Origin of the sequence: Vibrio cionasavignyae, from assembly GCF_050337155.1 — a bacterium.
Lineage (GTDB): Bacteria > Pseudomonadota > Gammaproteobacteria > Enterobacterales > Vibrionaceae > Vibrio > Vibrio nomapromontoriensis.
Window position 1 is genome coordinate 20,901 of record NZ_JAKJSR010000035.1, and the last position, 18,141, is coordinate 39,041.

The following is an 18,141-nucleotide window of genomic DNA, read 5'->3' on the forward strand; positions in this document are numbered from 1 at the left end:
ATACTTCGCTTTACCACATAGAAACCAGCAACCCAATCGTAATCGCCATGCCTACATAGTTATTGTTCAAAAATGCTTGAAAACAAAGGCTACGTTCTCTATGTCGAATCAGCCATTGTTGGTACACAAACAATGCACCAACCACAAGCAGGCTCCAGTAGTAGCTAGTGCTCAATTGATACCAGTACCCTAATCCCATTAGCATCGCCAATACAGTCATTTGCAGCACACCGACTGCCAGTTTATCTCTGCGACCAAACAGTATGGCTGTCGATTTAATACCGACATTTAAGTCATCATCACGATCCACCATGGCATACAAGGTGTCATAAGCGATGGTCCACAACGCATTCAAAGCAAAAACAAACCATAATACCATCGGCAGTTCATTGGCTTCAGCTGCCCACGCCATTGGGATAGCCCAACTAAACGCTAACCCTAAAAAGAGCTGCGGCAAGTGGGTAAAACGCTTCATAAACGGGTAAATAAACGCCAGGACTAAACCGATTAACGATAATTTAATCGTTAATCGGTTCATGGTTAGAACCAATAAAAATGAAGCAATAGATAACACAAGAAACAAACCGATGGCTTCTTTTGACGACACAAGCCCAGACGGCAACGGCCGGTGTTGAGTTCGCTTCACTAACCCATCGACATTTCTATCAGCGAAATCATTAATGACACAACCAGCACTGCGCATCATCACGACACCGAGACAAAATACGACAAGCACATGAATACTTGGTATACCTTCCGCAGCCAAAATCAAGGCCCATAGTGTTGGCCACAGCAGCAGTAACGTGCCAATGGGTTTGTCCATTCGTGTTAATTGCCAGTACGCCTTGGCTTTCGTTGAGGTCATCAAACGTTCTCCCTCTTATATACAGGCGAATGTGGCAAAAAGAGTTCTGCGACTAAAATGGGGTGACCGGCGACCCACAATCGAGAGCGGCGAGCAAATAAAACGCCCTCAGAAGTGGCAATTTGAGCGATTTCTAACGCGTCTCGCTTAGTATCGGCATTTGAAAATACCGTCACTCCCAATGGCGTATCCCCTTGTTGGGATATATCATAATCCCCTTGTCCCATGGCCGATAATGACATGAGCGTACGACCAATGACCCATGGTTGTTCATCCCCTAACAAAACTACTTCACGCAACCAACAGTCTTCATGTGCTAACCGTTCGATTTCTTCTTCGGTTATTCTATCGGCGCAACTTTTGGTATTGCTGATCACTTCAACAGACAAATGGTCACATTCAGCATTAAGGCGATGTGATAATGAGCCCTGTTCGGTCAGCCATCGCAGTACATTCGTACTCATCGACTGGAATTGATCTGGAGATTGCCAGCGAGCTTGGCTTAAGGCTTTTAAATAATCGGAAACTGAATCATTCATTTTACTATTCAATAACACGCGCTTAGCGCGTACAATCATAATTATATTGAGTGGCCGTATTGTATCACTCTATGAGTGAATTAACTCAGGCTGTATTGCGCCATTGTAACAAAGTTAATCGCTTGTAATATCGGCTTAATGGGATTTCCAAGAGGGAAATATGCGTAAACGTTACCTAACCCAGTTTTTCCTAATGCTAGGCTTGACTGTTTCAATGTCCAGCTTTGCTTCTGAAGAGCCTGTGCCATCACTGGCGTACTTCACATTGGAGCCCGAGCTGACGACCAACTTTTTTACCAAAGGCAATCGCTTAGGTTACGTTCAAGTGCGCATTGATGTCATGGTGGCAGACTCTGGTGACCTGGGCATTATTGAGCACCACCAGCCGCTCATTAGAGATGCGGTTATTGAACATCTTGGCCGACAAAATGCCGACGTTATCAAATCACTTTCCGGGCGAGAAGAAATACGTCACGCATTAGTCGACAAATTGAACAACCTGCTTCTGGCTGAAACAGGAAAAGCCGTCATTGCGGATCTGCTTTTTACTAAATACCTTTATCAGTAAACGCTATCGATTCTAATACCGATAGATTCCAATACCAATAAGCTCCAAGCCAATACGTTCCTCACAAATGGTCAATCTCAGCGGCGCTTATAACGAGCGCTATCGATCATACCGAGCGCCGCACCACTAATTAATCCGGCAAGATGCGCAGTGTTGGCTATCGCCATAAACGGCTGAACAAAGCCTAAGACTAACCAAACCAACATAAAGCCAATGAGCGGTCTAGGCATTTCTAAACCAATATCTGGTCGCTTCCAAGTGATCACCCATAGATAACCCACAAGCGCATAAACCACGCCAGACAAGCCGCCAAAGTTAGCACCATCGACCCAGTATTGTCCGGTACCAGAAACCGCCGCGGAGACTAAGAAGATTTCAAGTAACTTCCGACTGCCCAGTTTCTGTTCTATATCTCCACCGAACTGCCACCACCACAATAAGTTGAAAATGATATGCATAGCAGAGAAATGCAATAGACCATGAGTAAACCAACGCCATATTTGCCATTGCTGACCGTCTTCGGCGGGAAAATGCAGCGCAGAAAAGATTGCTTGAGCGAGACCAACCTGCTGCAGCACAAAAATAACCGAGCATATCAGCATAATCCCTAACGTCACGACCCCGGCTTTTGCTTTGAGCATAGAGAGAAAGCTTGGCGTGGAATAGTGAAAAGGGTTACGACGAGTTTCTGCCATATCCCAAGAAGAGGCTTGATACTTACTATTACCTGGATCGGCGAGAAACAATTTGAGTTCAGCTTCTGTCTCGAGTTTATCTTCATCTTTCATCAGCCACAGGGCAAACTGACCACTCCCCTCAGGCATCATTTGAATATCGATTTGCCTCGTAGCCATGTAGTCAATAAAGGCTTGCCCCATTCTGGGGCTTTGAAGAGTCATCAATCGAATCATAGCAAGCTCTCAACAGGGAAACCCGCTCGATGCCATGCCTCAAAGCCACCATCAACGTTATACACTTCATCAAAACCTTGATTAAGTAAATACTGACCAGCACCTTGACTGCTAATGCCGTGGTAACACATTACGAATACAGGCGCATCAAAGTCAACTTCCCGCATAAATTCGACAAGCGAATCATTAGTCAGATGAAACGCTCCCGGTGCATGAGCTGCCGAAAATGTTTGAGGATCTCGTATATCGACCAAGCGCGCTTCTGGATTTTCTTTTAGTAACTGTTGGGCACGCTGTACATCGATATGTTGAAGCTGGTCCATAACGCTAGTTCCTCATCTTTTTGGCATTTCATCACACAAATTATGACGATTTTCATTAGTGATTTCTCTGTGTCCATATTATCACTATTCAGTGCTAATAAAGTACTGACAATCAATAAGGTTATCCACCAACGTTTAATAAACCACCAGCTGTGTGTAAATCTGTGGATTGCGTGAATAAAGTGTTTTTTGATCTTTTGATCCACTATATATAGTAATGATCTTGATCTTGCTGTGAGTAAAGCAAAAGGTATCCCCAAGGCATAAAGCCGTTGAAAGTACCATTACTCGCCGCTTTCTGACAGCTGGCAAATAATTTCCTCACAGAGTTATCCACAAGAGAAGATAACGTTTGCGATCGATTTTTCGATCCCTTTTTCGATCCCAATAAAAAAGGCCGCGATCATAAGATCGCGGCCTTCGAAAATAGTAAGGACTCGGTTAGAACTCGCCAACCGCCGCCTTTAATTTCTTCATGGCATTCTTTTCGAGCTGTCGAATACGCTCCGCAGAGACACCATAATTGTCTGCAAGATCTTGTAGCGTCGACTTGTTATCATTTAACCAACGAGAGCGGACAATATGTTGGCTACGTTCATCGAGCGTTGATAGTGCATGACCTAAACGAGTATTGGTGTGATTTTCCCAATTCTCAGCTTCAACATTGTCAGCTAGATCAGAACTACGGTCTTCGAGGTACAGCGACGGAGCGGTATAAGAAACGCCAGTATCATCATCATCGGTTGGCATTTCAAACGTCGGATCTTGCGCTGCAAGTCGAGATTCCATTTCACGAACCTCTGAGGGCTCTACCCCGAGCTCTTTTGCAACCGTTTCAACTTCACCGTTATTGAACCAACCTAAACGCTTCTTAGATTTGCGTAGATTAAAGAAAAGCTTACGCTGAGCTTTAGTCGTCGCGACTTTTACAATGCGCCAGTTTCTCAGCACATATTCGTGAATTTCAGCTTTAATCCAGTGCACAGCAAAAGAAACAAGACGAACACCGACTTCAGGATTGAATCGCTTCACCGCTTTCATTAGGCCAATGTTGCCTTCCTGAACCAAGTCTGCCATTGGCAATCCATAGCCAGAATATCCACGAGCAACATGAACAACGAATCGAAGATGAGAAAGGATAAGCCCTTTCGCAGCATCAATTTCACCTTTATAGTGTAATCGCTCAGCTAGCCCACGTTCCTCATCAGGTGTCAACATAGGGTAACTGTTCACTGATCGGATATAGCCATCAAGGCTATCCTGTGTAACTAAAGCCATTGAATACGCTTGGTTAGTCATTCACTTCCTCATTCACTTTGAGTGGGATACAACACCTTCTTAACCCAACAATACTGAACCTAATCCAATAGAGATTCAAGAAGGGGGTTGTAATTATGCATAATCAGTTGCACTAAACAAGAGCAAAAGACGATTAATTTTCACTCATTAATAGGTATTACTGACATATTTGCGACGTTCATCTTGCTATGTGGTTGAATACTCCACCGATTGCTCGTCGCTCTATGAATTCCGCTATGCCACTTTCATTAAGACCTGCTTACATTAAACCGGTTCAATTTCTTTTAAATGACGCTTTGCTGAAATTCGCGCCGCGCAAATACCGAGAAATACGCCAATCATGAGGATTAATAAGGTTTCATCCCAATTCAGCCCTATCAACCTAAAATCACTATCGTAAAGCGTGGCTAAATCCGTCACGGCTCGATTAAGGACGATCGTAATCAACGCGGTTAATAGCCATGCAATCACAGCGCCAAGGAAACCAAACCACATACCGGAGTATAAATAAGGTCTCAAGATATAACTGTCTGTCGCTCCGATTAACTTCATGGTCTGAATGGCTTCTTTATTGGCCAATACGTTGAAACGTAGCGTGTTACCCACGATAAGAAAGACCGACGCTAGCATTAGAACCGACAAGGTAATCACTAGTGTTGAAGATAATGTTTTGATCGCGTCAAAGCGGCTTAACCAATCTTCATCTCGTCGAATATCCGTCACATCCGATTGTGTTCGTAACTTTGATACCAGACTACGATCGGTTTCAACACTGGTATTGGCAGGTTCAATAACTAAAACGCCTGGCAGTGCATAACCATCGAGTAAACTGATAGCCTGATCGAGTCCAGAATGCTCACTTAGCTCAGCAAGGCCTTGTTGAGGGGTAATGTACTCAACGGCTTTAACTTCTTCCCAACCTTCTATTGCATCCTTTAAAACCAGAACCCGAGCATCGGGTACGCCCGTAGTTATGTACGCTGTCACCTGCGAGTGACTCGTCACATCGCCAGCGGCAACCGCGACGTTTTTACCTAGCAAATACAAACAAGCTGGCATCGTGAGTGCCATAGAAATAACAGCCAACGTTAACAAGTTGCCAAGAGGACGCAGCCAAAGCTCTTGTAACGAAGACTTCGCTTGTTTCCAATGCACAGAAAAAAAGCCATCTGATGCCAAACGTTGCTTCTTGGGACGCTGTTTATTTTTACGTTTAAACACCATCACTCACCTCACTTAAGAAACCTTGGTTAAGTTCGAGATAGCGATACTGCGGGCGAGAGCGCACAAGATGAATGTCATGCGTTGCCAGTAAAATAGACACACCAGCTCGGTTAAACTCTTCAAATAACTGCAATACTTTGTTTGACAACTCTGGGTCTAAGTTACCTGTAGGTTCATCAGCCAGCAGCATCGTAGGCCGATTGACCACCGCTCTTGCGATGCCCACTCGCTGTTGTTCCCCACCAGATAACTGGCTTGGCAAGCATCTCGCTTTATCTAATAAGCCTGTTTTATCTAACGCAGCAGAAACACGACGTTTAATTTCGTTTTCAGCGATCGCTTCTATACGCATGGGTAGTGCCACATTATCAAACACGGTTCGATCCATGAGTAAGCGATGATCTTGGAAAACGATGCCGATATTACGACGTAAGAACGGAATATCTTTCGGAGGAATACGACTAATATCATGATCATTAAACAAAATACGACCATCCGTCGGGCGCTCCAATGCGCAAATTAACTTCAGTAGCGTACTTTTCCCGGCACCAGAATGACCACCTAGAAATGCCATTTCACCTCGTTTCAGGTGAAAGTCGACCTTTTGAAGGGCTTGTCGTCCACCTCGATAGGCCTTGCTCACTTGCTCAAATTTGATCACCGAATCATTCCTCTGATCTGGATATTCTATGTTGAAAAGGGATGCTATGCATGCATCCCTATTATCCGTTGCCTTTGTCGCTGATAGCGTTCACCTTGCAGGTATTCGCTTATTCATCTCGGCTAAACAACGCGTCAATAAAGTCTTGAGTCTCAAACGGGCGAAGGTCATCAATACCTTCCCCGACCCCAATGTAACGAATAGGGATTTGGAACTGATCAGCAATAGCAAAAATCACGCCGCCCTTCGCAGTACCATCTAGCTTGGTCAATGTAATACCCGTTAATGGCGCAACGTCACTAAATAGCTTGGCTTGGCTTATGGCGTTTTGTCCGGTACCAGCATCGAGCGTTAACATAATTTCATGCGGCGCTGAATCGTCAATTTTTTTCATCACGCGAACAATTTTACGCAGCTCTTCCATTAGGTTCGATTTATTCTGTAATCGACCTGCGGTATCAGCAATGACAACATCCACCCCGCGCGCTTTCGCCGCTTCAATCGCATCATAAATCACCGAAGCACTGTCTGCACCGGTATGCTGAGCGATGACGGGAACGTTATTACGCTCACCCCATACTTGCAGTTGTTCTACCGCAGCGGCACGGAAGGTATCTCCCGCCGCTAGCATGACCTTCTTGCCTTGCCCTTGGAATTGTTTTGCCAACTTACCAATGGTCGTGGTTTTCCCCACGCCATTCACGCCAACCATCAAGATGACATACGGTGTTTTAGTCGTATCGATTTCCAGTGGCTTTTCAACATGGCTAAGAATTTCGGCCATCTCTTCTTTTAGTAAACCATACAGGGCTTCACCATCTTTTAAGTCACGACGCGATGCCTTCTCTGTTAAATTACCGATGATCTTGGACGTGGTGTCCATGCCAACATCGGCAATCAGTAGTTGTTCTTCTAACTCTTCAAACAAGTCGTCATCAATTTGCTTATCTTTAAATAAACCAAAGAAGCCGGCACCAATATTCGCTTTAGTACGGCTTAAACTACGCTTAAGACGAGCAAAGAAGCTCTCTGTTGGTTTTTCTTGTTCATGAATACGTTCTTGAACGCTTTCTTCTTCACTTTCTTGAACACTCGCCTGAGCCGTTATCTGAACACTTTCGTCAACATGCTCTGCTTCTGCTTCTGCTTCTGCTTCTGCTTCTGCTTCTGCTTCTGCTTCTGCTTCTGCTTCTGCTTCTGCTTCTGCAGGCTGTTTCAGCGATTCATCGTCGACAACATCTTTTTCCACTGGCTCTTGAGGCATCTGCTCAAGAAGCGGTTCATTTTCCAGTTGCTCATCTTGCTGTTGCGGTTTCTGCTGGGGAGACTCTTCGTCACCAAAACCAAGCCAAGAAAGTAATCCGCGTTTTTTCTTTTCTGTCATCTGAAACTATCCTGAATGCTGTCTTTCAAATGTTTTAAATCGGGTCAAAGCCAAAGTCGGTCAACGCATCGCTAAATGCGAAAAATCTCTCTAAAATAAATATAACAAAGCAGTGAAAAATTTCGTCAGAGATTGGTACACTTCGTCACTATTAACTTAAGCTCTTCGTAGGGCTACGTATAGTATCACTTTATTGTCGGTCAAAAAATCTATGGTTAAACGTCGCAAGCAAACTCCATCACAAAAATCTGCCCCAATGGGGAGTGTGCGTATTATCAGCGGACTATGGCGTGGTAGAAAACTTCCCGTCCATGATGCCGAGGGTCTGCGCCCAACCACCGACCGAGTGAAAGAAACCGTTTTTAACTGGCTGGCGCAAGATGTCCCACACTCGCACGTGTTGGATCTCTTTGCTGGTTCTGGAAGCCTTGGCTTTGAATCCGCATCAAGGCAAGCCAGCCAAGTTCAAATGATTGAGTTAAATAATAAGGCTTATCAGCAATTAGTGAGCAACACTGCGCTACTCAAAGCTGATAGTATTCGTCTCCACAACACCAGTGCCCTGACTTTTCTTACCCAAGCTGGCAGCCCACACGATTTGGTTTTTATCGACCCTCCTTTTCGTCAGGGCTTACTACCAGAAACTGTCGCATTACTGGAACAGAATGGCTGGTTGAGTGAAAATGCGTTAGTTTATATTGAGACTGAAAAAGAATTGACTCTAGATGCCATTCCTGGAAATTGGGATTTACTCAAAGAAAAAACGGCAGGGCAAGTCTGTTATCGACTTTTTAAAAGGAACCACGAATGAACATACTCATTAAACTGGCCAAGATAGCCTTTGCTTTTATCTGGTTAATTTTAATCCTCAATATTTTTGGCGCCTTTGACGGCTTCGTTGATCGCCAAGGTGCGATCGGACTTTACATCATGACCGCCTTTTTGTTCATCATGCATGGTGTGCAAATGGCGATATTTTTGGGCGCATTCGGCGAGCATCTCAAGCTCAGTACGTGGGAAAAATACTCCATTTTGGCCTTCGGTATCTTTGCCTTACTCGATATACGCCGTAAACATATGATGTAAAAAAAGCCGCTGAAGCGGCTTTTTCTTATTATTGATAGAGCATTCATAGACAGCAGGCCTATTTTACCCGTCCCCACGGTTCGGATTGACCCACCGACTATCCAATATAGCCTTTGACACCGTTTAAGAACATCTGCGTTGAAATCATTACCAGCAATAACCCCATCAGGCGCTCTACCGCTTTTAGACCACGCTCTCCCAAAAGCTTGTGGAAAAAATTGTAGAACATCAAAATGAAAAATGTCGCCCCCCAAGCAAGTAGTACCGCCATCGATAACTCACTTAAGTTATCGGGGTGTTGTGTCGAGAGTAGTAGAATAGAAGCAATAACCGAAGGTCCTGCCAGCATGGGAACGGCCATCGGAACAATAAACGGCTCTTCGCCTGCTGCTAAGCCTGTCACACTCCCTGCTTGTGGGAAAATCATCTTGATCGCAATGATAAACAGAATGATACCGCCAGAAATACTCAATGTTTCTGGTTCAACATGTAAAAAGCTCATAATGCTTTTTCCTGCAAAGAGGAACAGCATTAAAATCGCGAGAGCGATACACAATTCCCGTATCAGCACCTTACGTCGACGTTTAGGGTCTAAATGCTTCAATATAGAAAGTATGATGGGAAGATTGCCAAGCGGGTCCATGATAAGAAATAGCATGGTCGCTGCGGATAGTATGTCCATGAGTAAAGCCTGCTCGCGAGAGAATTTCGCGTGAGTATAGCAGGCTTATGCTTTCTCGTTTAGTGAGAACAAACGCGCTCAATATTGAGCTGCCACACACCTTGTTGTTCGATCACTTTCTGCTTTTCAATGAAGAAACTAAGCAAAGCTTCCAAATCAAAACCCTCGCGACTGCACGTGCGAAACTCTGCATCCTTACCAAACTGTTGCTCTACCAAGCTCACTAACTCATCACGAGACATTGGCTTTTCACGCAGAAGGTTAAGTACTTTGTGTGCATGAATTGCTGTGGTCATTCTAGTATCCCCATTTTAATCGTAGTGCGGAGTATTACCCGACAACCCATGGTTTGAAATGATCTATCGCAAACCACTGTCATAAAACTCACAAGCTTGGCGCAATGGCCGACGCCACAATAAGTGCATGTGATAAATAGTAGCTTCCAGAAATACCATATCGTGCTCGAATATTTTTAAAGTGATACTTGCCCAGCGCCCACATCATGGCTGATACGCTAAGACATAAAGTACCAATAAATGCCTGCAAAGAAGACCAGTCAGAGTGATTCAACCACGCTTCGCCTGCGGCGCAGACAACATTGACTAATGATAAGCCCATGATAGCAACAGGAAGCAGAAAGGAGTCCAAACGAGGTAACAAAAGAAAAAAAGTCACGATGGCAACGCATAGTAGTAGCGCGGGTAACCAAAGAACAAAATGGCTTTGAACCTCTCCCCATAGCCCTATGCTATACACCAACTGCGCAATAACGTAACCCACAAAACTTGCTCGACCGAAGCGATCCAACAACAACCCGACATCACTGATCAAAAATAGCGCTAAGCCTAATGACAACCATAATTGATAGTCACTGATGCCCTCAGAGCCCAACAATATCGCTAACAACAAGCCATGCGTCATCACACTGAACGTAATAGTTCGCTTTGTGTCGCCCTTTTCAACAGCATAAATAAACAGCAAAGACGATAAACCTACCGCAAGCCAACTCCACATAATCACACCTGTTTCTTATTATCGAAACCAGTGTAAGAAGCTCGACTTTCATGTCCAGTCATTAGGCCGAAAAGTTGGACTTGTCTTAAATTAAATAAGTTCCAAATTGACAGCCGTCGTTTTTTCCAAAGGAGTGTGAGTAAGCGGTTTTTACCGCAAATAAATAGCAAACGTTTGCCTTGCGCGTTTAAAATAAAGTGCCATATGGGAAATTTAGCCCCGACTACTTTGGGCCGTTAAGCGGCACCTTCAGGTAAAGACACAAACCTAATGGTAATTATAACTACATGTTTTAATTTGACTTTAATGGCAATTATTTAGATTAAGTCAAAGCTACAGCCGTGAGAGCAAACACCTCCATAAAGCTATACTTTTCTCTTCTTAATTTCTATCTCTATAGATTACAAACTCTCAAACTGTGAGAATATGCCAAAAACTCAATAAACAAAAGCTATAAAACAGCAATCCAAACGCTACATAGACCAAAACCCCAAAACAACAAGGACAATATTCAAACAATAAAAACCACCAATTAAATCAATACAAAACAACAACTTAAAACACAAATTAAAGCCAAAGACAATAAAGAACAAATTAACACCAAGATAAAAACACTGTTTCTTTTGTAAAAATAGCCACAATTAAGATAGTAAACTGTCAAAAACAAAAGCTAGCTAAAGTAATAGTTGCAAAAGCACTAAAAACAATGCTATTCTAATTTACATACTGAAGAATTAATAAAGGAGCAGTGTTATGATTTCATCTTCTCAAAAGCAAGGATTAGTGATGATCGCCGTCGTAGTAGGTCTAATGACACTGCCGATGCTTTACTAATTACCATTGCATTAGATACAAAAAGGGCCGCTATCAAGCGGCCCTTTTTGTATCTAATAGAATTTATTTCGACAAAATGTGTAGTACTTTTTCCCAATGAACGTAATAGAAGCCCATGGCCAGTAAGGTAATCAGTGCCATCAGCCACACTGCTGTCCGCCAAATAAATCGACTGCTCCTTGGTGTCAATTCTTGCTCACATTCAGCGCATGCACGCATAAAGCCTTGTTTATCATCAAGCTTATAGTCTTCTTCATGAACAATTTTATTACGAATAGTCGCGATATACCGCAGCTTTCCAACCACATCATGAGGTAACCGTTCTTCACAGCTAGTGATCAGTTGGTGTAACCCTTTTCCATCCGCTCGATATTGTTGTCTCAATAACTTTTCAATGCGCCGCGTTTTGATTACCACGCTTTCAATATCTGACATATGTTTCCCTCCACAACCAGCCTAATATGTGGAACTGAACGATCGCTGGTCAGTACCCTGTGTACTCATTCTTTTATTGTTATCTATTTGTATCAGAATTTCGACAACGGTTCGGTAAATTCAAGTAAAGATTTAAGCCTAAGTCGCAGAGATTTTGTGTGATATGACCCCAAATTTCATACTGTAAGTTAAATTTGTCCTTATTTTCCGCGTATTTTATGCGATCTTTATTCCATCAGATTTTGAGTTTGGAGATAAACATGCCCCTTTCTTTAGTTATTGCCGTGGCGGTGCTAATTGTTATCACCGTGTTTCTATTCCTACAAACTCAGCGTCAGCATACTCATGGTATCAACGCCCCTGAACAAAAAACACTTATCACCATCTTAGATAAGCAAGTCGTGGTCGCCTCGGATCCCACAGAAGAAGATGAATACTGGATTTATGTTCAAAAAGGCAGGTTTGGACCTAAGCGTGAATTTCAGATCGGCGTTCACTACTATCACCACCTCTCACCAGGGGATAAAGGTGTACTTACCTATCAAGGCACTAAATTTTTGCATTTCTCACTGACTCGCTAATGTTAAAAAATTTACCCTATAAACAAGTCATGCTAGCTTAGAGTTCCCACCCCACAAGGACGTAAACTCATGCAGCTAAAGAATCGCTGTCAACCATGGTGGCTATTGGCCCTATTCGCCTACGCATCTGCGGGTTGTAGTGCGACTTATCAAGGTAAGGTCAACGATGCTGAAGTTCATCTTGTCGACTATTTCCAACGCTCTGCAGGCGCGCCTGCTCTCATTGAGAACATGGATGCGCTCGATATTGACCACGCCTATGTGATGGGGTTACCAGTTATCAAAAAGTGGGATCTCTCTCAGCCCAAAGCACCGCGCTTTGTGTATGGTGATGACGCCCCCGTTTACTACTACTCTCACACTGACGAACTCATCGCACGGGAAATAGAATCATTACCGAAAACTCAACAGAATCGCCTTCATCCATTTTTAAGCGGCTTTAATACCACAGACCTCAATGCTGTCGAGTACCTAGAGCGTGAACTGGCCTTTCGGCCTAACTTTTGGCAAGGTATTGGTGAAGTCATCACTCGTCACGATCACCTCACGGCACTCACCTCGGGTGAGAAACCAAGGGCGAACCACCCAGCATTAAACAAAGTTTATCAATTAGCCGCCAAACATGACCTTCCCGTGTTGCTGCACGCCAACATCACATCGCAGCGAGAAAACGAGCCACTCTATCTCAATGAACTTAAAGAAGCGTTGCAGCAACACCCTGATACTCGTTTTTTATGGGCTCATGCTGGAACCACCAGCACACTCACACGCCATTTAGATATGAACTTTCTCTATCAGACCGTCACTTCGTTACTTAGTGAGCACGATAACCTCTATATTTTGGCGTCATGGTCATTAATTGATGTCGTCATGCCACAGGGGAAATTAGATAGACGTTGGGTATCCCTCATAGAGGCGTACCCAGAACGGTTTATGGTCGGCAGTGATGTTGTCGGCACATTTGGTTATCAAGAAACGGCGCTCAAGACATGGGGGCCTGTGCTATCAGCACTGCCAAATCATATCGCGCAAAAAGTAGCCTATAGCAATATGTTATCGGTATTGCCAAAGACCAATAGAAAAGGTAGTCATTAAGTTCTCACCTCCACAGGCTATGGTGTGCTAGCTAGTGCACCGCCTGCACATTTTGGCTCCAACGCTGCGCGTCAGCTAAAGCAGAATACACAGCTTGCTGGGTTAAGCCCAGCTGTTGTCTGTGTTTCTCCATACCGTTCCAATCTGCCGCTTCAAAGCACTCTTCCAATGCGAGCAACTGACCATAAGGCCCTTGTCTTTGCAACAAAGCCCCTTTAATTTCACAGCATAACGGTAGCTGCTGAATCAGCTTTTCCAAAGAAAGGTCCATCAAGGCATCGAGAATGGAAAACAACCCTATCATAAAGGCTTGATCCCGATACTGAGAAAACGGTGCATGCTTCGTCATTAAACGACAAAATTGCGCACGCTGAAGAGACAACCCGTATAACGCTTTCGGCTTCGTATGGGAAATGAATGACGCAACCGTCAAGGAAACAAACAACTTTAGCTTGTCTTGACCAAGGTAAATCAACGCTTGGCGAAAAGAGGCGATTTCTGTTTCTAATCTGGGGTTCATGGTATTCACGAACTGCAGTAGTTTATAAGACAGCACAACATCTTTCGCCACAATACGTTCTACCTTGTCAAAATCAACCTCAGGTAGGCAGACTTGCTGAAACAACTCCATCGCGACCAATTGTTCAGCGCTAATATAGACCTGCTTTTGCATGATAGGCTTGCTAAAGAAAAAACCCTGGAAAAACTTAAACCCGGCCTGCTTAGTAAGTTTGAACTCCTGTTCAGTTTCTACTCGTTCCGCAAGATAGTGACGAGTACTGCCCTTACCTCTCTGCCGCCTGACAAAGGCACACGCTTTCTCCACGCCCATCGCCATAATATCGAGCTTAACTATTTGCACAAAGGGTAAAAAGGGCTCCCAAGCCGGGGTGTAAACGAAATCATCAAGCGCAATCGTATAGCCCGCACGATACAGCTCACGAATCGCCTCATACAACTCTTGATCTGGCGTACAAGTTTCCAGTATTTCCACCACTACCTTGTCTTTAGGTAACATCAATGGCAAACGTCGGGTTAAACTTTGATGGGGGAAATTGATAAAACATCGGGACGAGGCTATTTCAGGGTTCATACCAAGAGAAAGGTAGTTTTCGGTAATCAGTCGATAAGTTGCTCTGTTCGCTTCAATATGCCCAGGGAATGCATTACGCTCCCCATCTCGAAACAACAATTCATAACCCAACGTATGGCGCCGAGCATTAAAAATCGGCTGACGAGCGACATACGTGGGGTTCATATTCACAATGCGTAGCCTTTACGACTTCGCGGCGGCAAGTAATGCGCCACAGCCAATAAACATCGAGCCAAACAACTTATTAATTTTAGCCATAATGCGTCCAGAACGAATATAGCGTCCCATCTGAGAAGCCAGCGACGTGTAGCCAAGCATCACGGTGGCATCAATCACAACCGTTGTCGCTCCCAAAATCATAAGTTGCGTGACTTGATTACCAGCAGGGTCAATGAACTGAGGAAATAACGCGACTAAGAACACCACCGATTTGGGGTTGGTTAAGTTAATAAACACCGCGCTACGTAGCAGCGCGCCCGCACTACTCGCATCATGTGATGCATCAGCGGCTAGGCTCGACGTATCACGCCACTTCTGGATCCCCAACCAAATCAAATACACCACGCCTACCCATTTAATAATGGTAAATGCTATTGCTGACTTGGCAATGAGCGCTCCGATACCCGCACCGACCAATATAATATGAACAGCCAAACCAATCTGTAGGCCTAAAATAGCCGTAAGAGATTTCCGAGTACCATAATTAATGCCATTACTGACTGAATTCACCATACCTGAGCCTGGCGCGAGACTGAACACAATCGCCGTGACAACATAAGCAAGCCAAACATGATAATCCATTGCATTTCCTTACGACTGATTTACTCTTATCAGCAAAAGAGTATTTATTCTGTTTTCGACGAAATCTAACTGGTCGTCAATAGAGGCATCAACACTATCTTGTAGGTTAATTCATGACCGATACCAATTTAATTAACGTTCCTTATACTCAAGAGCAAGATTTTGAGCAAGTTATTCACTCACAAATTGCCGCGTTTTGGGCGAGCCGACACGAAGGCCAAAAGAAAGCCAAAGATGGGACCACTCTCTACTGGTGTAAACTAACCCGCCCTGAGCATAAAAAAGCTCTGGTTGTCGTTAATGGCAGAATTGAGTCCGCGTGGAAGTATCAAGAACTCTTTTACGATTTTTTCCAGCTTGGCTATGACATCTACTCCTTTGATCACCGTGGACAAGGGCTATCGACGCACTTAGCACCGAATCCAGAAATGGGTCATATCGGCGAGTTCTCCGACTACCTTGATGATATGCAGCTCATACTCGAACAATTCGACCTCAACGACTACGAAGAGCGCCACTTACTCGCACACTCCATGGGAGGGGCCATTGCCACTCGATATATTCAAACGAGAGCGAATCATAATTTTGATAAAATCGCCCTAAGCGCGCCCATGTATGGCGTAAATGTACCTCCCTACTTAAAACCATTTGCTATCACTGCTGCTCAGATTATGACGGCAATACACCCTGTACCAACGTACGCACCAGGCTATCAGGGCTATGTCGCCAAGCCGTTCGATATTAACCCTTTGTCACAAAGTAGAGTGCGTTACCACTGGTTTAGAGAACTGTATGAACTCAAACCAGAGCTAAAAATTGGTGGCCCAAGTACCCGCTGGGTTTGGCAAGGTCTCATGGCGGCAAAACAGTGCATTCAACAAACAAGGCAAATACAAATCCCCCTACTGTTATTGCAAGCAGGAGGCGATATTATTGTTAGCAATCAAGCACAACAACGCTTTATGGCGCGATTACAAAAAACCAATAGCCAAGCGGAAATGCTCACTGTGAATCATGCCAAGCATGAAGTTTTATTTGAGAAAGATGAGTACCGCAATCAAGCGATAAATGCCCTTTTACAATTCTTCAATTGCCAACCATAAGTCAGCAAATAACCGTATTTACTGCCCATAATATTTCCTCACTGCCTAGCAAATGAGGAAATATTTACACTTCCTCTTTACCCTCTTTTTATTAGATGATTTACCCTACAATACCCATGAGGCTCACTTCTTAGCCTATGACCATAACCTATTAGAGAGACCTATGACGCTTAATCACGATTCGATCAGTATTGTTGCTTCTGACCTAGATGGAACACTACTTGCTCCCAACCACTTGCTCAGCAGCAACACCAAGCAAACACTTAAAGAATTACACAACAAAGGCTACACATTCATTTTCGCAACAGGTCGCCACCATGTAGATGTCGCGGGTATTCGTGAATCAGTCGGCATTCCGGCATATATGATCACCTCTAACGGGGCACGTGTGCATGATCAGCAAGATAACCTGCTCTATAGCCAAGATATTCCTGAGTCGCTGGTTCAACGCATTGTCGACGAATTTAAAGTAGACAATGAGCTGTTTATTCATATGTATCAAGATGAGAAGTGGCTACTAAGCCAAGAAGATGAGTACTTCGCGAAATTCCACAGTGAAACTGGGTTTAACTACCAGTTGTTTGATGCTAACCGTGCACCGACACAAGGTATCGCAAAAATTTTCGTGACTCACCCCAATAATGATCACGAGCACCTAGTACAGTTTGAAGACACATTACGCGCTAAGTTGGGCGACACTCTCAACATTGCTTTCTCTACACCATGGTGTTTAGAAGTGATGGCAAAGGAAGTGTCCAAGGGTGAAGCACTAAAAGCGGTCGCTGAAACTCTGGGGTTAGGGCTTGAACACTGCATCGCCTTTGGTGATGGTATGAATGATGCTGAAATGCTGACCATGGCAGGTAAAGGCCTTGTGATGGAAAATGCTCACGAGAAAGTAAAGAAAGCCCTGCCAAATAACCAAGTTATTGGCACGAATGCCGACGACGCAGTCGCTGAGTACCTGAAACAGCACCTTCTCGCACGCGCTTAGCAATACTACTCCTGTGCTCCCCCTATAGGTTTGGTCACCTGTTTAGAGCATAGGAGTATTTTCCTCTCGCTATTTTTTAGCTAATGGATGTCTTATCCAGACCACGCCAACCCGACTTCCAAGTAATAACCGAGTAAACTGTCGTTCGTGCCGCGTTTTGTAATGCACTATTTTTCCGTTAACGAGAGACTCGGCGCTGAATCGCCTGCCACTGATCCGGCAACACCGGCATCACTGATAATCGGCTTCCTCGCTTCACCAATGGCATATCACTCAATTCCGGCATCGCTTTTAGGGTGCTCAATGGAAGTACGCGATTGAACTTTTCGACAAATTCAATATCTACCATTAACCAACGCGGATTATCTCGAGTCGACTTCGGGTCATAGTAATCACTCTGTGGATCAAACTGAAAGTGGTCAACGTAAGCCGCCTTAGTAATGATTGCAACGCCAGCGACACCAATCGTTTTACAGGATGAATGATAGATCAGGACATGGTCACCAACTTTCATCTCATCTCGTATCATGTTGCGAGCCTGATAATTGCGTACGCCTTCCCAGCAGGAAGAGCCTTGGACACGTAATGTATCAATAGAAAATTCATCTGGCTCCGTTTTAAACAACCAATATGCCATAATAGTCCTTAC

The 18,141-nt window shown here is 44.2% G+C and carries 22 protein-coding genes; 7 read left to right on the plus strand and 15 right to left on the minus strand.

The window, feature by feature from the left end; genetic code table 11:
- Positions 1–10: 10 nt before the first annotated feature.
- Both ubiA and L4D74_RS23415 read right to left on the minus strand, forming a co-directional pair.
- Positions 11–865 carry a 4-hydroxybenzoate octaprenyltransferase gene (ubiA, locus tag L4D74_RS23410; RefSeq protein WP_428754826.1) on the minus strand — a complete coding sequence of 285 codons (855 nt, stop codon included), beginning with the start codon at positions 863–865 and terminating at the stop codon, positions 11–13.
- Positions 865–1,404, minus strand: a complete 540-nt coding sequence (locus L4D74_RS23415; RefSeq protein WP_428754827.1) for a chorismate lyase — start codon at positions 1,402–1,404, stop codon at positions 865–867. Before L4D74_RS23415 ends, ubiA begins: the two co-directional genes overlap by 1 nt.
- 160 nt (positions 1,405–1,564) lie before the next feature.
- Here L4D74_RS23415 and L4D74_RS23420 point away from each other — a divergent pair, with 160 nt between their 5' ends.
- Complete coding sequence (locus L4D74_RS23420; protein ID WP_428754828.1) at positions 1,565–1,972, plus strand: flagellar basal body-associated protein FliL; 408 nt, start codon at positions 1,565–1,567, stop codon at positions 1,970–1,972.
- Between the two features lie 77 nt (positions 1,973–2,049).
- On the opposite strand, the gene glpG is transcribed toward L4D74_RS23420, so the two are convergent.
- The 6 genes from glpG to ftsY form a co-directional block, all read right to left on the minus strand.
- Entirely contained in the window at positions 2,050–2,883 is an 834-nt protein-coding gene (glpG, locus tag L4D74_RS23425) for a rhomboid family intramembrane serine protease GlpG (protein WP_428754829.1), read from the minus strand.
- Positions 2,880–3,206 carry a thiosulfate sulfurtransferase GlpE gene (gene glpE / locus L4D74_RS23430; protein WP_428754830.1) on the minus strand — a complete coding sequence of 109 codons (327 nt, stop codon included), beginning with the start codon at positions 3,204–3,206 and terminating at the stop codon, positions 2,880–2,882. The genes glpG and glpE overlap by 4 nt, the downstream gene beginning before the upstream one ends.
- Before the next feature lie 441 nt (positions 3,207–3,647).
- Positions 3,648–4,505 (minus strand): RNA polymerase sigma factor RpoH, encoded by an 858-nt coding sequence (rpoH, locus tag L4D74_RS23435; RefSeq protein WP_250619600.1) that lies wholly within the window; start codon positions 4,503–4,505, stop codon positions 3,648–3,650.
- A 264-nt stretch (positions 4,506–4,769) separates the two neighbouring features.
- Entirely contained in the window at positions 4,770–5,729 is a 960-nt protein-coding gene (gene ftsX, locus L4D74_RS23440) for a permease-like cell division protein FtsX (protein ID WP_428754831.1), read from the minus strand.
- Positions 5,719–6,390 carry a cell division ATP-binding protein FtsE gene (ftsE, locus tag L4D74_RS23445; protein WP_428754832.1) on the minus strand — a complete coding sequence of 224 codons (672 nt, stop codon included), beginning with the start codon at positions 6,388–6,390 and terminating at the stop codon, positions 5,719–5,721. The genes ftsX and ftsE overlap by 11 nt, the downstream gene beginning before the upstream one ends.
- 109 nt (positions 6,391–6,499) lie before the next feature.
- Entirely contained in the window at positions 6,500–7,774 is a 1,275-nt protein-coding gene (gene ftsY, locus L4D74_RS23450) for a signal recognition particle-docking protein FtsY (protein WP_428754833.1), read from the minus strand.
- Positions 7,775–7,985: 211 nt separating this feature from the next.
- Here ftsY and rsmD point away from each other — a divergent pair, with 211 nt between their 5' ends.
- Positions 7,986–8,585 carry a 16S rRNA (guanine(966)-N(2))-methyltransferase RsmD gene (rsmD, locus tag L4D74_RS23455; protein WP_428754834.1) on the plus strand — a complete coding sequence of 200 codons (600 nt, stop codon included), beginning with the start codon at positions 7,986–7,988 and terminating at the stop codon, positions 8,583–8,585.
- Positions 8,582–8,860: a DUF1145 domain-containing protein gene (locus L4D74_RS23460; RefSeq protein WP_428754835.1), complete on the plus strand. Its 279-nt coding sequence runs from the start codon at positions 8,582–8,584 to the stop codon at positions 8,858–8,860. The genes rsmD and L4D74_RS23460 overlap by 4 nt, the downstream gene beginning before the upstream one ends.
- Positions 8,861–8,957: 97 nt before the next feature.
- On the opposite strand, the gene L4D74_RS23465 is transcribed toward L4D74_RS23460, so the two are convergent.
- From L4D74_RS23465 to L4D74_RS23480, 4 genes are all read right to left on the minus strand, one after another.
- Positions 8,958–9,542 (minus strand): YhgN family NAAT transporter, encoded by a 585-nt coding sequence (locus tag L4D74_RS23465; protein ID WP_428754836.1) that lies wholly within the window; start codon positions 9,540–9,542, stop codon positions 8,958–8,960.
- A gap of 59 nt (positions 9,543–9,601) precedes the next feature.
- The gene (locus L4D74_RS23470) at positions 9,602–9,838 is read right to left on the minus strand and encodes a YecH family metal-binding protein (RefSeq protein WP_428754837.1); all 237 of its coding nucleotides are present in this window, start codon (positions 9,836–9,838) and stop codon (positions 9,602–9,604) included.
- A gap of 88 nt (positions 9,839–9,926) precedes the next feature.
- A complete protein-coding gene (locus L4D74_RS23475) occupies positions 9,927–10,556 on the minus strand; it encodes a lysoplasmalogenase (RefSeq protein ID WP_428754838.1) in 630 nt (209 codons plus the stop codon).
- An 897-nt stretch (positions 10,557–11,453) separates the two neighbouring features.
- On the minus strand, positions 11,454–11,825 hold the full coding sequence (locus L4D74_RS23480) for a DUF4145 domain-containing protein (RefSeq protein WP_250619609.1): 372 nt from the start codon (positions 11,823–11,825) through the stop codon (positions 11,454–11,456).
- A gap of 260 nt (positions 11,826–12,085) precedes the next feature.
- Between L4D74_RS23480 and L4D74_RS23485 the strand changes: the two genes are divergently transcribed.
- Together L4D74_RS23485 and L4D74_RS23490 are read left to right on the plus strand one after the other, a co-directional pair.
- Positions 12,086–12,406, plus strand: coding sequence for a DUF2500 domain-containing protein (locus tag L4D74_RS23485; RefSeq protein ID WP_428754839.1), 321 nt, complete (start codon positions 12,086–12,088; stop codon positions 12,404–12,406).
- Between the two features lie 69 nt (positions 12,407–12,475).
- Positions 12,476–13,501: an amidohydrolase family protein gene (locus L4D74_RS23490; protein ID WP_428754840.1), complete on the plus strand. Its 1,026-nt coding sequence runs from the start codon at positions 12,476–12,478 to the stop codon at positions 13,499–13,501.
- Positions 13,502–13,532: 31 nt separating this feature from the next.
- Here L4D74_RS23490 and L4D74_RS23495 read toward each other — a convergent pair whose 3' ends face one another.
- Complete coding sequence (locus L4D74_RS23495) at positions 13,533–14,759, minus strand: EAL and HDOD domain-containing protein (RefSeq protein ID WP_428754859.1); 1,227 nt, start codon at positions 14,757–14,759, stop codon at positions 13,533–13,535.
- Positions 14,760–14,777: 18 nt separating this feature from the next.
- Complete coding sequence (gene rhtB / locus L4D74_RS23500) at positions 14,778–15,395, minus strand: homoserine/homoserine lactone efflux protein (RefSeq protein ID WP_428754841.1); 618 nt, start codon at positions 15,393–15,395, stop codon at positions 14,778–14,780.
- A gap of 113 nt (positions 15,396–15,508) precedes the next feature.
- Here rhtB and L4D74_RS23505 point away from each other — a divergent pair, with 113 nt between their 5' ends.
- Complete coding sequence (locus tag L4D74_RS23505; protein WP_428754842.1) at positions 15,509–16,498, plus strand: alpha/beta fold hydrolase; 990 nt, start codon at positions 15,509–15,511, stop codon at positions 16,496–16,498.
- A 163-nt stretch (positions 16,499–16,661) separates the two neighbouring features.
- Entirely contained in the window at positions 16,662–17,492 is an 831-nt protein-coding gene (locus L4D74_RS23510; protein WP_428754843.1) for a Cof-type HAD-IIB family hydrolase, read from the plus strand.
- A gap of 178 nt (positions 17,493–17,670) precedes the next feature.
- Here L4D74_RS23510 and L4D74_RS23515 read toward each other — a convergent pair whose 3' ends face one another.
- Positions 17,671–18,129, minus strand: a complete 459-nt coding sequence (locus tag L4D74_RS23515; RefSeq protein ID WP_428754844.1) for an EVE domain-containing protein — start codon at positions 18,127–18,129, stop codon at positions 17,671–17,673.
- Positions 18,130–18,141 lie beyond the last annotated feature (12 nt).